The sequence below is a fragment of the Streptomyces sp. NPDC026394 genome (assembly GCF_055567735.1).
Window position 1 is genome coordinate 418886 of the sequence record NZ_JBVHPX010000001.1, and the last position, 15049, is coordinate 433934.

The following is a 15049-nucleotide window of genomic DNA, read 5'->3' on the forward strand; positions in this document are numbered from 1 at the left end:
CCGGGAAGCGAAGCGAGGAGGCACAGGTGTCGAGCCGCGAGCTGTACACACAGGACCCGGGCGCGGAGCGGTGGACCGTACCGGCGGGCAGTCCGGCCCGTCTGAGCTGGGAGTACGACGACGGCCGCGAGCGGCTGCTGGCCCTCTACCAGAAGGGCAAGGACAAGCAGTGGGACGCCGGCCTGCGCATCGACTGGGCGCAGGAGGTGGACCCGTACGACCCGCTCGGTACCCCGGACGAATCGGTTTCCCTGTACGGCACGCCGTACTGGGACCGGATGTCGGACAAGGAACGCGGTGAACTGCGGCAGCACTACGCGGCCTGGCAGTTCAGCCAGTTCCTGCACGGTGAGCAGGGCGCGATGGTCTGCGCCGCGCGGATCGTGGAGACCGTCCCCGACCTCGACGCGAAGTTCTACTCCGCGACCCAGACCATGGACGAGGCCCGGCACGCCGAGATCTACAGCCGTTTCCTCAAGGACAAGATCGGGATGCTCTACCCGGTCAACGACAACCTCCAGGCGCTCCTGGGCGACACCCTCAGGGACTCCCGCTGGGACATGCCCTACCTCGGGATGCAGGTACTGATCGAGGGCCTCGCGCTGGCCGCCTTCGGCATGATCCGCGACACCACCACCCAGCCGCTCCCCCGGCAGATCCTGACCTATGTCATGCAGGACGAGGCCCGGCACGTCGCCTTCGGGCGGCTGGCACTGCGCGACTACTACAAGCAGCTCTCCGACGCCGAACTGCGCGAACGCGAGGAATTCGTCATCGAGGGCTGCTACTTGATGCGCGACCGGCTGCGCGGCCTGGAAGTCCTGGAGAACTTCGGCGTCCCCCGCCGGGAAGCCGCCGACCTCACCGAGAACTCGGAATTCCTCCACCTCTTCCGCAAACTGCTCTTCAGCCGCATCGTCCCGTGCGTCAAGGACATCGGCCTGTGGGGCGAACGCCTCCAGCGCGCGTACGTGGACATGGGCGTCTTCGACCTCGGTGACTCCAACCTGGATCAGCTGATGGCCCAGGACGAGGAACTGGCCGAACGGCTCGACGCGGAGCGCTTCGCGGAGGAGGAGCGCGCGCGGGCCGGTGAGGTGACGGAGACGATCGCACGGGGGGAGGAAGGGGAAGACGGGGACCCGGCCTGAGAGCGCGGCCCGGCCGCGTACCGCGCCGCGCTGTCAAGGCTGCTCAGTTGGACGGTCAGCGGAGCCCCGAGCGCGCCAGCCACCGGCCGTCGTGGCGGGTCACCTCCACGGGCCGGCCGAAGCACGCCGTCATGCGCTCGCCGGTGAGGACGTCCGCCACCGGGCCCTGTGCCTGCACGCGGCCCTCGCGCAGCAGCAGTGCGTGGCCGATGGCGGGGGAGAGCTCCTCCAAGTGGTGGGTGACGGTGACCGTCGACAGGCCGGGGCGGCCTTCGGCCAAGCGGTGCATGGTGTCGATCAGGTCCTCCCGGGACGGCAGGTCGAGTGCGTTGAACGGCTCGTCCAGGAGGAGCAGCGACGGGTCGGCCATCAGCGCACGGGCGATGAGGAGACGGGCCCGCTGGCCGCCGGAACACACACCGTACGGCCGGTCCGCCAGATCCTTGCACTCCAGCTCGGCCAGCAGTTCGTGCGCGCGCTCACGGGTGGTGTCGTCGTACTTCCCCCAGAGCGGCTGCACGGTGCCGGTCGCACCGGTCAGCACCACGGTGTGGCCGGCCGCGTCCTGAGGCACCTTCTGCGCGCTGGACACCAGGCCGATCGCGGTGCGCAGTTCGCGTACGTCGACGGTGCCGAGGCGGTGGCCGAGCACCTCGACCGTACCGGTCGTGGGGAACATCAGCGCGCCGACCAGCCGCAGGACGGTGGTCTTGCCCGCGCCGTTGGCGCCGAGCAGGGCCCAGTGCTCGCCGGTGCGTACGGTCCAGTCGACGCTGTCGAGGATGACCTGCCCGGTGGTGAGACGGCGGACGCTCGCGTCGTGGAGGGCCGCGACGACCCGGCTTCCGGGGGCCGAGGGGGCTGAAGGGGCCGAGGGAGTGGTGGGGGCGGTGGGGTCCGAGGGCTCCGAGGTGGTCATGGCGGGCAGGCTAGCTGTAGGGGGCAGCTTTGTGGGGGTGGTGTCCGGGGTGTGGACCGGGGGCGGGCCGGGCGGCGCCGGTGGCGTCTCGCGCCGACGCCGGGAGCCGGCCCCGGGCACCCCGGCGGCGCCTCACGCCAGTCCCAGCAGCCCCCGGACCCGGCGGTACTTCACGGTCAGCCGCTCCCGCGTCGCGGCGTCCAGCACCGCGAGCCGCGCCGGGTCCGCGTTGTGCGCCAGGTCCGCTTCCTTGATCAGCAGCGCGCCCGGCGTGGCCAGGATGCGGGCCGTGTACGCCTCGACCGGTTCCCCCGGTCGCTTGGTCACCGCGCGGACCATCGCCTTGGTGCGCGCGGTGAGCGCGGCGCCGGCCAGCCACGCGGGCGTGAGCGCGCCGTCCTCGACCGCGTCGTGCAGCCAGGCCGCGGCAACCTGCTCGTCGCTGCCGCCGCGCGCCCGTACGCCCGCGGCCACCGCCGCGAGGTGCTCCGCGTACGGGCGGCCGGCCTTGTCCGTCTGCCCCTCGTGGGCCCGGCGGGCCAGCGCCTCCACCTCGGTGAGCGTCAGGAGGGCCCGGTCACCGGCCCGCTGTCGGTGTCCCGGCTGTCCTGGACGTGCGTGTCCCGGCTGTCCCATGCGTCCCCCTGCGCATCGTGGCTTCGGCTTTCCGCGCGCTCCCGTGCGTTCCCGTACGCCCCCGGTACGTCACCGTAGCGCGGCCCGCATCACCGCGCGGGCGATCGGCGCCGCGCTGCCGCCGCCGCTGATGTCCGCGCGGTCGGCGGCCGCGTCCTCGACGACCACCGCCACGGCCACCGCCGGGTCGGCCGCGCCGTCCTTCTTCGCCCAGGAGACGAACCAGGCGTACGGCGTGCCCTTGTTGTCCACCCCGTGCTGGGCGGTGCCGGTCTTGCCGCCGACCGTGGCGCCGTCGATCGCGGCGCCGGTGCCGGTACCCCGCGTGACCACGCCGGTCATCATCTCCTGGAGGTGCCGCGCGGTGCCGCGGCTCATGGCCCGGTGCAAGGTCTTCTGCCGGGTGACGGAGACCGTGGCGCCGTGCGCGTCGGTCACCTTGTCCACCAGATAGGGGGATCTGACCTCGCCGTCGTTGGCCACGGCCGCGGCGACCATCGCCATCTGGAGCGGGGTGGCCGTCGTGTCGTACTGGCCGATGGCCGAGAGGGCCAGCTGCGCGTCGTCCATGTCGGTGTCGAAGACGCTGCGGGCCGCGGTGGAGGGGATCTTCAGGTCCGCGTCGTTGAAGCCGAACTTCTCCGCGGTCCCGGCCATGCCGTCCAGACCGACGGCCACGCCCAGGCGGGCGAAGACGGTGTTGCAGGAGACCTCGAAGGCGTGCCGCAGCGACGCGTTCGCGCAGCCGCCCGCCTCGTTGGTGAGCCGGGTCGACGTCCCCGGAAGGGTGTACGGGTCCGGAGCGCCGGTGGCCGCGTCGATGTCGGTGACCTTCCGGTGGTCCAGCGCCGCCGCGGCCGTGACCACCTTGAAGGTGGAGCCCGGCGGGTACGTCTGCTTCAGGGCCCGGTTGATCATCGGCTGGCGGTCGCTCCGGTTGAGCCGGTTCCAGGTGTCGGCCACGGACCGCTCGGTGCCGGACAGGTCGTTCGGGTCGTACGACGGCGTGCTGACCAGCGCGAGGATCTTGCCGGTGCGCGGCTGCACGGCGGCCACCGCGCCCTTCTTGCCGCCCAGCCCCTCGAACCCGGCCTGCTGCACCGCCGCGTCGACCGTGCTGACCACGTCCCCGCCCGGCTGCTGCGCGCGGCTGATGTCGGTCCACAGCGGGACCGGCGCGAGCTGCGGGTCGGTGCCGGACAGTACGTCGTCCTCGGCGTTCTCCAGCAGCGAGGTGCCGTAGACCTGGGAGGCATAGCCGGTGACGGGCGCGTACAGCGGCCCCTCGGCGTACGTCCGCTCGTACCGTAGCTGTCCGCCGCTGTCGCGCGAGCCGGTCACCGGCTCGCCGTCGACGAGGATGTCCCCGCGCGGCTGGCTGTAACGGGCCAGCGCGGCGCGCCGGTTGGCGGGATTGTCGTCGTAGCGCCCGGCCTCGAAGACCTGGACGCGGGCGGCGTTCAGGAGCAGCGCCACGAGCAGGATCAGGCAGAAGACGCTGGCGCGGCGGATGTAGCGGTTCACCGGTGGCTGCCTTGGTCGTCGGAGGCGTCTTGGTCATCGGGGGCGTCGGGGGTGTCGTCGCGGTCGTCCTCGGCTCCGCCGCCGCCCCTGTATCCGTATCCGTACGGGAGGTCGTCCTCCTCGCACGGTGGGGCGGAGGCGCCGGTCCGGGCGCCTGCGGGGCCCGCCGCCGCGATCACCCCGGTCTCCGTGGCGTCCGGGTGCGGTCTGCGGGCGCTGTCGCTGACCCGGATGAGCAGCGCCACGATGACCCAGTTGGTGACGACGGACGAGCCGCCCTGGGCGAGGAACGGCATCGCCATGCCGGTCAGCGGGATCAGGCCCATCACGCCGCCCGCGATGACGAAGACCTGGACGGCCAGGAGGGAGGCGAGGCCCACGGCCAGCAGCCGGCCGAACGGGTCGCGCAGCGCCAGTCCGGCCCGGAAGCCGCGGGCCACCAGGAGCGCGTAGAGGAGGAAGAGGGCGGTGAGGCCGGTCAGGCCCAGTTCCTCGCCGTAGGTGGCCAGGATGAAGTCCGACTTCATGGCGAAGCCGATGAGGGCGGAGTGGCCCTCGCCCAGGCCGGTGCCGAGCAGACCGCCGGCGGCGAAGGCGAACAGCGACTGGGCGAGCTGGCTCGCGCCCCGGCCCGCCGTGATGCTCGCGAACGGGTGCAGCCAGTCCGCGACCCGGCTGTGCACATGCGGTTCGAGGACACCGACGGCGGCGGCACCGGCGGCGGCGAGCAGCAGGCCCACCGCGATCCAGCCGGTGCGGCCGGTGGCCACGTACAGCAGGACGACGAAGACGCCGAAGAAGAGGAGCGAGGTGCCCAGGTCGCGTTCGAGGACCAGGACGCCGACGCTGACCAGCCAGACGGCGACGACCGGGCCGAGCACCCGGCCGGTGGGGAACTGGAGCTTCCACATCCGCTTGCCCGTGTGGGCGAGGGCGTTGCGGTTGGCCGCCAGGTACGCGGCGAAGAAGACGGTGATGAGGATCTTCGCGAACTCGCCGGGCTGGAAGGAGAAGCCCGCCACCCGGATCCAGATCTTGGCCCCGTTCACGGCGGGGAAGAAGATCGGGACGACCATCAGGGCCAGGCCGGCGGCGACCGACACATAGGCGTAGCGCTGGAGAGTGCGGTGGTCCCGCAGCAGCAGGACGACGGCGGCGAACAGGCCGACGCCGAGTGCGGACCAGACGAGCTGGGTGGGGGAGGCCCGGTCCGCGGGCGTCTCCAGGTCGAGCCGGAAGATCAGCAGCAGTCCGAGCCCGTTCAGCAGGATGGCGATGGGGAGCAGCAGGGGGTCGGCGTACGGCGCGCGGAACCTGACGGCGAGGTGACCCAGGAGGGCCAGCGCGGCCAGGCCCGCCCCGTAGCTCGCGGCGTCGCCCGGGACGGCGTTCTGCCGGGCGAGCCCGACGTCGATGTACCCGCAGACGCTGATCAGGACGGCGCCGGCGAGGAGGGCCAGTTCGGTGCCCCGGCGTCCGGGCATCCTCAGGCCCGGTGGGGGAGCGTCCGCCGTGGGTGCGGTCATGACAGGCAACGTAGCAAGCGTTGAGGCTTATGTCCTTTATGTCGGGTTGGGCGGGGTGGGTGTGGTGCGGCGTGGCCGCCGGTCGGTGGGTCGTGTCCGCCGACCGGGGGAGTGGTGGGTGGGCAGGAGTCGCGCGCACGGCTGTGCGCAAGGGGCGTACGGGCGCGGTCGCCCGGAGAGCGGGCCCGGCGGCGCCCCGGGCCGCGGGGGCGGGCGGGCACGATGCCGGGGCCGGGCGGGTACGGTTTCCGCGGCCGTACGGCGTCGGACGGGCCCGGTGGTGTCCGGCCACCTCCCCGGCCGGGCGGGGCGGACGCGTGAAACGGTGCGCGGGTTGCCTCGTTCGCCCGTGACGGAAACGGTGGGCCGCGCACCCCGCGTACGGTTGGCTTTCGTCCATGACGCCCGGCAGCTTCACGACCCCGGCGGCGCGTCGTGGCGCGGCGGCCTACTGGCCCGCGAGCAGGGCCGGTTCGCGCGGACCGGGCCGCGCCGCGGCCGCCTCCGGGGAAACCCCTAGGGGGCGAACAGGGGTTGTTCCGTGATTGCGCGCAATGGCAGTTTGTAAACTCGCCCTCAAGACCACGCGCACACATATACAAGGCTGAGCTCGTCACGCTGGATGCGGCCGACCGGTCCATGGCGCACGTCACATCCGCGAACGCCGAGCGGATGTCCCGGCGTTCGGCAGCCCTTACCGGGGCCCGCCGAGGGCGGGTGACCGTCCCCCTCGACGAAAGGCAGTATTAGCGTCATGACGACTCTCCGTTCCCGGATCATCGCCTGGGCCGGCCGCCTGTATATGGCAAGGACACGGAAGAAGGGCTTCGACCTGTCTCGGATGTCTTTCTTGCCCGAGTCTGTGTTGATGCCGCTGCGGCGGGACGGACTGGACCCGGTGGGCGAGCTGGCCACGGTGCGGGAGAAGGAGCCCATCAGCAAGCTGCCGGTGCCGATCGCCGCCAATGTGTGGCTGGTCACCGGTTACGACGAGGTCAAGGCCGTCCTGGGCAAGGGCAACGCCTTCAGCTCCGACTTCACCAACCTCATCGGGCAGGCCGGCGCCAGCACCGACCAGAACCCCGGCGGCCTCGGTTTCGCCGACCCGCCGGTGCACACCCGGCTGCGCCGTCTGCTGACGCCCGAATTCACCATGCGCCGCCTCAACCGGCTCACGCCCCGTATCCACGAGATCGTGGAGGAGCGGCTGGACGCCATGGAGAAGGCCGGCGCCTCCGGCGACCCGGTCGACCTGGTGGAGATGTTCGCCCTGCCCATTCCCTCGCTGGTCATTTGCGAACTCCTCGGAGTTCCGTACGAGGACCGCGCGGACTTCGAGCGGCTGAGCGCCGCCCGCTTCGACCTTTTCAGCGGCGCCAACGCCTCCTTCGGCGCCATATCGGAATCGCTCTCGTATTTCCGTGAGGTGGTCAAGAAGCAGCGGCAGAACCCGGGCGACGGCCTGCTCGGCATGATCGTCAAGGAACACGGCGACTCGGTCAGCGACGAGGAGCTGGCGGGCCTGGCCGACGGCGTCCTGACCGGCGGCTTCGAGACGACCGCCAGCATGCTCGCGCTGGGCGCCCTGGTGCTCCTCCAGGACGACTCGCACTTCGCGGCCCTCAAGGACGGCGACGAGGCGGCCGACCGCTACGTGGAGGAGCTGCTGCGCTACCTCACCGTCGTGCAGGTGGCCTTCCCCCGGTTCGCGCGCGAGGACCTGGAGATCGCCGGCGTGCCGATCGCCAAGGGCGACGTGGTGCTGTGCTCGCTGAGCGGTGCCGACCGGGACGGCAAGCTGGGCCCCGACATGGAGCGCTTCGACCCGTCCCGCAACGTGCCCTCGCACCTCGCCTTCGGCTACGGCATCCACCGCTGCGTCGGCGCCGAGCTGGCCAAGATGGAGCTGCGCGCCGCCTACCCGGCGCTGGTGCGGCGCTTCCCCGCCATGCGCCTCGCGGTGCGGCCCGAGGAACTGGCGTTCCGCAAGCTGTCGATCGTGTACGGGATCGAGTCGCTGCCGGTCCGCGTCGACGGCTGAGCCGGGTTTTCCGCGCCTTGCACGCTTAGTCGGATTCAGCGCGTTTCATTCGCTTCACCTGCTTCGCCGGAAGGGCGAGATTCCGCCCTTCCGGTGCAGCGCAATGCAGCGCAATTCACTGCTTCGACAATCGCATATTTCCCGTAAACGACTGTCCGCGACGACCGGGCACCCGGCCGCAAGGCCGAGGGCCCGGTCGTCGCGCTTCGTCTCCCGGCAGGCGGAAGTACTCCGCCCGTCCCCGGTCTCACTCCGCCCGCAGGGCCACCGGCAGGCTCGTGACGCCGCTCAGCAGGTTGGAGTAGTTGCGGCGGGTGTCGCCGCGCAGTTCCACCGAGGCGACGAGCTCGCGCAGACCGGTCAGCATGGCGGCGATCTCCGCCCGGCCGAGGTAGGCGCCGAGGCAGAAGTGCGGGCCGTACCCGAAGGACAGGTGCTTGTTGGGGGTGCGGCCGAGCAGGAACCGCTCCGGGGCGTCGAAGACCTCCTCGTCCATGTTGGCCGAGTCGCTCCACAGCGTGACGACGTCCCCGGCCCTGATCACCTGCCCCTGCCCGCCGACCGGGACGTCCTCCAGGGCCGTACGGCCGAAGTGCAGCGCGGGCGTCGTCCAGCGCAGGATCTCGTCGACGGCGGTGGCGATGTCCGCCTCGCCGCTCTTCAGGGCCCGCCACTGGGCGGGGTGTTCGACGAGGGCGAGCACCCCGCCGGTCATCGACATCCGGCTGGTCTCGTCACCGCCGATGATCAGGCTGTAGCAGTTGACCACGATCTCGTCCATGGTCAGCGGCCGGCCCTCGATGAGACCGGTGGCCAGCACGCTGACCGCGTCGTCACCCGGGTTCCTGCGCCGCTCCTCGGCCAGCGTGCCGAAGTACGCCAGGATGTCGTTGCGCGCCTGCCAGGCCGCGACGGGCGACTGGGCGGCGCCGTCGTTGCCGAGGGCCGTCGCGGTCAGCTCCAGCACCTTCGCGCGGTCCGCCTCGGGCACGCCCATCAGGTCGCAGATCGCGGTGAGCGGGATGTCCGCCGCGACGTCCCGGGCGAAGTCGCACTCCTCGCGGGCCACCGCGTCGCGGAGCAGTGCGCGGGTGGACTGCCGGATGTGGTCCACCACGCCTTCCAGCGCGCGCGGCGAGAACGCCTTGAGCAGAATCTTGCGGATGTCGGCGTGCCGCGGTCCGTCCGTCACCGCGGCCATCATGCCCGCGGCGGAATCCCCGCCCATCAGCAGCGTGGTGAGGACATTTCCCTTCTCGGACGTGAACCGCTTGTCGTCCCGGTAGATTTCGGAGACGTCCGCGTGCCGGGAAACGACCCAGAATCCCGGTGCTCCGCCGACGGAGGGGTGCCAGTAGAACGGCTGCGTCCTGCGCAGGTGGCGCCAGACCTCGCTCAGGTCGTACTCGGCGTGGGTACGCGGGTCCGTCAGGTCCAGCGTCGCTATGTCCCCCGGGCTCAGCATGATGCGGCTGGGCATGGATTCCCCCTGCTCCTTGGGCTCTTCGGCCGGAGTCGCCCAGGCGGCCGCTCCGCATTCGCACAGTAGCAACTCGCCGCGTGGCGGCGGAGGTCGTGGCCGGAGTCCCTGGACGCACTCCGCCGCCGGACTCCGTTTCCCCGCAGCACGTCCGGCCGACGGGTGCGGTGAATCGCCGCGAGGTATTCCCGGGCCATTTCCGCAGCCCCGGTTCCCGTCACCTGCCCGAGCCCTGGGCGACGCCTCTCCGTGGTGTGCTGCCCCGCGCCGGCCGGCGGACTTCGGGGCATCGGCGCCGACGGCGACGAGGGGCGTGACCCGGTGCGCGCCCGGCGGCCGTTGCCGGTGCGGTGCGCCGGTGCCGCCCGCGGGCGGACGGCTCCGCGCCGTGTCCGCCGGGCGTGCGCCGCCGTGCTGTCCACGCCGTCCGCCCGGCCCGTCCGGCCCGTTCGGACCACCCGCTCCCGCTTTCGGTCGCTTCGTCCAACTACCCCCTCTGAGCTGGGACTACGTGGTCGGACGCGACGGCATCAGGCGACATTTCGCCATACGGTGCGCTCAGCGGCGCGTGCTAGCATCCCGGTGTTCGACAGGGCCGGAACAAGGTCGTCAGGATCGTTGGCCGACGGGGGCGCGAATGATGGCAATCGACGAGAGAGCGGACGCGGTGCCCGGCACCGGTGCCCGCTTCGACGGCGCGATCCGGTGTGCGACCGGCCGCCGTACCGCACCACCACGCCGCCCGGCGGCCACCGCCTCGTAGGGCCCCGGACCGCCCCTCCCGACCGGATCACCGACAGCCTTCCCTCCCGTGAGCGGACCGTGCCCTGCCCGGAACGGCAGCGGCCGGCACGCGCACCGGTGCGCGGCGCGGCAGAAAGCAGGAAAGGCCGCTCCGCACCCGCACCGTGCGCCCGTCACGGCTCGACCACCACTGCGGACCACGGAATGTCGCGCCGGGTCCTTTCCGCGGAAGAAGACCGAAGCTCTTCCGGCCCCGCGGGCGGGACACGCACCGACTAGGAGCGGAACCATCCATGACCAGTCAAATCAGCCTCGGGCTGCTGGTGGACCAGGCGTTCTACGGTTCCCCGTACCAGGGCAAGGACGCGTGGCGGGCCGCCGCCGAACTGGGCGCCGAATGGATCTGCATCGTCGAAGAGGCGATGGAAATGGCGCCGGAACGGCTGCTGCAATTCCGCGACGACGCCGACGCGGTGGGCCTGCCCATCAGCCTGACGGCCTGTCACGCATTCGGCCTCAGCGATTTCCGCGACGTCGTGCGGGAATTCCACCTCAAGCGCGCCGAAGCCCATGTCGACCTCACCAGGGAACTGGGCGGCGAGGTCATGAAACTGCTCCTCGGCGACTGGTTCTGGCGCGCCATGTGGCCCGAGGAGGCGCAGTGGCAGTTGCTCGCCGCCTCGGTCCGGCGGCTCGCCGACTACGCCGAGGCGCGCGGCATCGCGCTCAGCGTCAAGCCCGAGCCGATGGAGACCTCCCTGGTCACCGACGTCGACGACCTCGTACGGCTGCTGGACGACGTCGCCTCCCCGGCCCTGCGGGCCAACGTCGACGTCTCCCACCTCGTCGTCGCCGGTGTGGCCGCCTCCGAGGTGGGACGGCTGCCCGGCCGGGTCAACAGCGTCGACTACTCCGACTCCAACGGCACGTACCACGAGCACCTGGTGCCGGGCGAGGGCGTCGCGGACATGGCCGCCTTCACCGACCAACTGCTCGCCGTCGACGCCGCCTGGATCGGCGTCGAGGTCGGCCCGTTCGCCGACCCGGAGAACGCCTACGACAAGGTCGGCCGGGCCATGGCCCGGTCCCGCGACTTCTTCGACACCGCGGCGGCGCGGCGTGTCTGACACCGAAACCCTCCCGGAGGACCCCGTGGCGAACCCCGAAGACAGCGCGTCCATACCCGCGGACCCGCTCCAGCTCGTCCGCCAGGCGTGGCGGGACGTCCTGGGCACCGACGAGGTGCCGCTGGACACCGGCTTCTTCGACGCGGGCGGCAACTCGATGCTGCTGGTGATGCTCAGCGACGAACTGTCCGACCGGACCGGCCGCGAGCTGGAGGTCGCCGAGCTGTTCCGGCACGACACGGTGCGCGCCCAGGCCCGGCTGCTGGACCCGTCGGACGAGCCCGAGCCGCCGGCCCCCGCCGCGGCGGCCCCGGCCGGCCGCGGCCGGCTGCTCGGCAGCGCCCGCCGCGGCCGTACGGACACCGCGGACGCGGCCGGCCCGCAGCAGCCGGAAGGGTCCGCCGCGCGATGAACAGCGAGACCGCCGTAGCGGTGGTGGGCGTCGGCTGCCGGTTCCCGGAGGCCGCCACCCCGGAGGAGTTCTGGAGCAACCTCGACAAGGGCGTGGTCTCGCTCCGCGACATCCCCGCCGAGGAACTGCGCCGCTGCGGTGTGTCACCGGAGACGGCCGCCGCGCCGGGCTTCGTGACCCGGTCCGGCCGGCTCGCCGACCCGGAGCTGTTCGCCGCCGAGTTCTTCGGCCACACCCCCGTCGAGGCCGAGCTGATCGACCCGCAGCAGCGCCTCTTCCTGGAGGCCTGCCGGGACGGCCTGGAGCGCGCCGGGCACCTGCCCAACGGTGAGCACGGGCCGCAGGTCGGCGTGTTCGCCGGGGCGAGCAACAGCACGTACAACACGCTGCTCCAGTACGCCCGCGCCCGTACGGAAGGCCCCGCCGCCTTCGACGACCTGGCCACCCAACTGGGCGGCGGCATCGACTTCATGGCCCCCCGGGTCTCGTACAAGCTCGGTCTGCGCGGCCCGTCCCTGGCCGTGCAGACCGCCTGCTCCTCCTCGCTGACCGCCGTGCACTACGCGGTCCTGAGCCTGCTGTCGGAGGAGTGCGACATCGCCCTGGCGGGCGGCAGCGGACTGTCGTACCCGTCCGTCGGCTACCAGTACCAGCCCGGCGGCGTGCTCTCCGAGGACGGCTTCTGCCGCGCCTTCGACATCCGCTCCACCGGCACCGGCGCGGGCTCCGGCATCGGCGTCGTCGTGCTGCGCCGCCTCGCCGACGCGCTCGCCGACGGCGACCCGGTGCTCGCGGTGATCGGCGGCAGCGCGGTCGGCAACGACGGCGCCCGCCGGCCCGGCTTCACCGCGCCCAGTCCGGACGGCCTGGCCTCGGTCGTCGCCGCCGCGCTCACGGTGGCCGGGACCGACCCGGCGGACCTGCGCTACGCCGAGGCGCACGGCTCCGGCACGCCCCTGGGCGACCAGGTCGAACTGCGCGGCCTGATCGACGGGCTGCGCGCGGCGGGCGCCCGCGCGTCCGACCGCGGCCACTGCGCGCTCGGCACGGTCAAGGCGAACATCGGGCACGCCGGGTCGGCCGCCGGCATCGCCGGGCTGATCAAGGCGATCCACGTCGTGCGCACCGGCCACCTGGTGCCGCACCCGATGTTCGAGCACGCCCGGGACCCCGGCGTGCTCGCCGACAGCCCCTTCCGCGTCCCCACCGAGCTGGAACGGTGCACCGACGCCGGCCGCCGGGTGCTGGTGAACTCGATGGGCCTGGGCGGCGCCAACGCCTGCGTCGTCCTCGCCCCGCCGCCGGAGCCGGTGCGCCCGTCCGCGCCCGCCCGGCCCGTCGTACGGCTCCAGCTCTCCGCCCGGACCCGCACCGAACTCGACGCGCTCTCCCGCAGCCTGGCCGACGAGATCGACCAGGACCGCGCGGCGCCCGGGGACATCGCCCACACCCTGCGCGTCGGACGGCAGGACTTCGCCGAGCGCCGGGTGGTCACGGCGGCCCCCGACCGGCTGGCCGCCGCCCTGCGTCTGCCCCGGCCGCCCGCCGCCCGTACGGTCCGCGCCGCAACGCGCCGCCCCGTCCTGGCCGTCACGGCGGACGGTGAGCGCGCGGAGGCGGTGCGCACCACGCTGCTGGCGGCCCTCGGCAGCCGTACCGAGCAGCACGACACCGTGCCCGCCGCCCTGCCCGCCGACGCCTACCTGATCGTCGTCGGCGAGGGGGAGAGCGGCCCCGGCCGGTACGTGATCCCGGCAGCGGACGGCGCCGGCCCCGGCGACCGGATCGCCGCCGCGCTCGCCGACGCCTGGCTGCACGGCGTCCCGGTGGACGCCCGCGCGCTCGACGACGGGACGGGCCGCCGCGTCCCGCTGCCCACGTACCCGTACACCCGGCGCCGCTGCTCCGCGCTGGACGACTCGGTCTTCACCGTGCCGGGCAGCACCACCACCGAACAGCCCGCGGCCCGCAGTGCGGCTGCCGCGCACGCCGACGCGCCCACCGGCCTCGAAGGCGAACTGGCCGCCCTCTGGGAGGAACTGTTCGGGATCGACGGCATCGGCCCGCACGACGAGTTCGGCGCCCTCGGCGGCACGTCCCTGCTCGGCCTGCGGATGACGCTGGAGGTGCAGGAGCGGTACGGCACTCTGCTCAACCTCCACCGCACCGGCGGCAGCCGGGCCACCGTCACCCGCGTCGCCGAAGCGATCCGCGGCGCGTCCGGCCGTACGGAGACGCAAGGCGCCGCCGGTGGTACGGCCACCGGCCCCACCACCGGTGAGACGCCCGGCACCCACCCCTCCGACGCCGCCCTCATCGACGCCGACCTCGCCCTCGAACTCCCGCCCCTCGCCCCGCGCGCCACCCCGCCCGGCACCGACGTGCTGCTCACCGGCGCCACCGGCTTCGTCGGCGCCTTCCTGCTACACGAACTCCTCCAGGACCCCGGCCACCGCGACAGCCGCGTCTACTGCCTGGTCCGCGCCGACGACGAGGACCACGGCCACCGGCGCCTGCGTGAGACCGCCGCACGCTTCCGGCTCCCCGAGCCCGACCCGGAACGCGTCCACGTCGTCCCCGGCGACCTGCGGGACGTCGCCGAGGTGTGCGAGACCTACCGTGACGGCGAACTGGCCCGCCGCACCCGCCACGTCGTGCACTGCGGCGCCCACGTCGTCTTCACCGAGCCGTACGAGGTGCTGCGCCCGGCCAACACCCTGGCCACGTACCACCTCCTCGGCTGGATGCGCCGCCACGGCATCACCGACATCAGTTACATCTCCACCCTCGCCGCCTGCGGCCAGGCCCTCGGCTCCGAAGGCCGGCTGCTGGAGCGCCGGGAGCAGCCCCTGGACCCCGAGGCAGGCGGCTACGGCATCTCCAAGTGGGTCAGCGAACGCCTCCTGGACAAGGCCGAACGGGACGGGATGCGGGTACGGGTCTTCCGCCCCGGCCTGATCGGCGGCGACACCGCCACCGGTGCCTGCAACGACCTGGACATGCTCTGGCGGCTGGTGGCCGCGTGCCTGGCCGTCGGCGCCCACCCGGCGGACGACATGCCGCTGCCGGTGGCACCGATCGATCTGGTGGCCCGCGCGGTCGTCCAGCTCGGCCGGGAGCCCGGCTCGGCGGGCCGCGCGTACCACCTGGTCGGCGAGGAGGCCACCACGTTCGCCGCGCTCTTCGCCGAACTGGGCGCGCTCGGCGCGCCGACCCGCCCCGTCCCGGTCGCCGAGTGGGCGCGGCTGGCCGGCCGGCGGGCGCTGGAGACCGGCGACCCGGTGCTGTCGACGATGGCCCTGTACGAGACCCACGATCTGGACACGCCGCGGGTGGACGTGGAGGGCCGGCTGTGGGGGGAGTGGCTGGACGAGCACGGTCTGGACCCCCGCCTGGACGGCGGGCGGGCCCTTCAGGCCGTACGCCACCTCGCCGAGAACCCCACCTTCGCGGGCTTGTTGACCGATGTGACGGAAGGCGTCTGACCCA

10 protein-coding genes are annotated in these 15049 nt (G+C 72.9%); 5 read left to right on the forward strand and 5 right to left on the reverse strand.

Going from position 1 to position 15049, the window contains the following annotated elements; all coding sequences use genetic code 11:
* Window positions 1–26: 26 nt before the first annotated feature.
* On the forward strand, window positions 27–1151 hold the full coding sequence (locus ACZ4QV_RS01915) for a ferritin-like domain-containing protein (protein ID WP_361146571.1): 1125 nt from the start codon (window positions 27–29) through the stop codon (window positions 1149–1151).
* A gap of 55 nt (window positions 1152–1206) precedes the next feature.
* Here the strand turns inward: ACZ4QV_RS01915 and ACZ4QV_RS01920 are convergent, their stop codons facing one another.
* From ACZ4QV_RS01920 to ACZ4QV_RS01935, 4 genes are all read right to left on the reverse strand, one after another.
* Window positions 1207–2070 carry an ABC transporter ATP-binding protein gene (locus tag ACZ4QV_RS01920; protein ID WP_361617365.1) on the reverse strand — a complete coding sequence of 288 codons (864 nt, stop codon included), beginning with the start codon at window positions 2068–2070 and terminating at the stop codon, window positions 1207–1209.
* Between the two features lie 132 nt (window positions 2071–2202).
* Window positions 2203–2706 carry an HD domain-containing protein gene (locus ACZ4QV_RS01925; protein ID WP_361146566.1) on the reverse strand — a complete coding sequence of 168 codons (504 nt, stop codon included), beginning with the start codon at window positions 2704–2706 and terminating at the stop codon, window positions 2203–2205.
* A gap of 69 nt (window positions 2707–2775) precedes the next feature.
* Entirely contained in the window at window positions 2776–4230 is a 1455-nt protein-coding gene (locus tag ACZ4QV_RS01930; RefSeq protein WP_361146564.1) for a penicillin-binding transpeptidase domain-containing protein, read from the reverse strand.
* On the reverse strand, window positions 4227–5756 hold the full coding sequence (locus ACZ4QV_RS01935; protein ID WP_361146562.1) for an FtsW/RodA/SpoVE family cell cycle protein: 1530 nt from the start codon (window positions 5754–5756) through the stop codon (window positions 4227–4229). The genes ACZ4QV_RS01930 and ACZ4QV_RS01935 overlap by 4 nt, the downstream gene beginning before the upstream one ends.
* Before the next feature lie 802 nt (window positions 5757–6558).
* Between ACZ4QV_RS01935 and ACZ4QV_RS01940 the strand changes: the two genes are divergently transcribed.
* A complete protein-coding gene (locus ACZ4QV_RS01940) occupies window positions 6559–7797 on the forward strand; it encodes a cytochrome P450 (RefSeq protein ID WP_361147360.1) in 1239 nt (412 codons plus the stop codon).
* 247 nt (window positions 7798–8044) lie between these two features.
* Here the strand turns inward: ACZ4QV_RS01940 and ACZ4QV_RS01945 are convergent, their stop codons facing one another.
* A complete protein-coding gene (locus tag ACZ4QV_RS01945) occupies window positions 8045–9277 on the reverse strand; it encodes a cytochrome P450 (RefSeq protein ID WP_361586063.1) in 1233 nt (410 codons plus the stop codon).
* 1037 nt (window positions 9278–10314) lie between these two features.
* Here ACZ4QV_RS01945 and ACZ4QV_RS01950 point away from each other — a divergent pair.
* Genes ACZ4QV_RS01950 through ACZ4QV_RS01960 form a run of 3 tightly spaced genes read left to right on the forward strand, consistent with a single transcriptional unit; the run spans window position 10315 to window position 15045 of the window.
* A complete protein-coding gene (locus ACZ4QV_RS01950) occupies window positions 10315–11148 on the forward strand; it encodes a sugar phosphate isomerase/epimerase family protein (protein ID WP_361146556.1) in 834 nt (277 codons plus the stop codon).
* Window positions 11141–11560 (forward strand): acyl carrier protein, encoded by a 420-nt coding sequence (locus tag ACZ4QV_RS01955; protein WP_361146553.1) that lies wholly within the window; start codon window positions 11141–11143, stop codon window positions 11558–11560. The genes ACZ4QV_RS01950 and ACZ4QV_RS01955 overlap by 8 nt, the downstream gene beginning before the upstream one ends.
* The gene (locus ACZ4QV_RS01960; protein ID WP_467762482.1) at window positions 11557–15045 is read left to right on the forward strand and encodes a thioester reductase domain-containing protein; all 3489 of its coding nucleotides are present in this window, start codon (window positions 11557–11559) and stop codon (window positions 15043–15045) included. The genes ACZ4QV_RS01955 and ACZ4QV_RS01960 overlap by 4 nt, the downstream gene beginning before the upstream one ends.
* Window positions 15046–15049 lie beyond the last annotated feature (4 nt).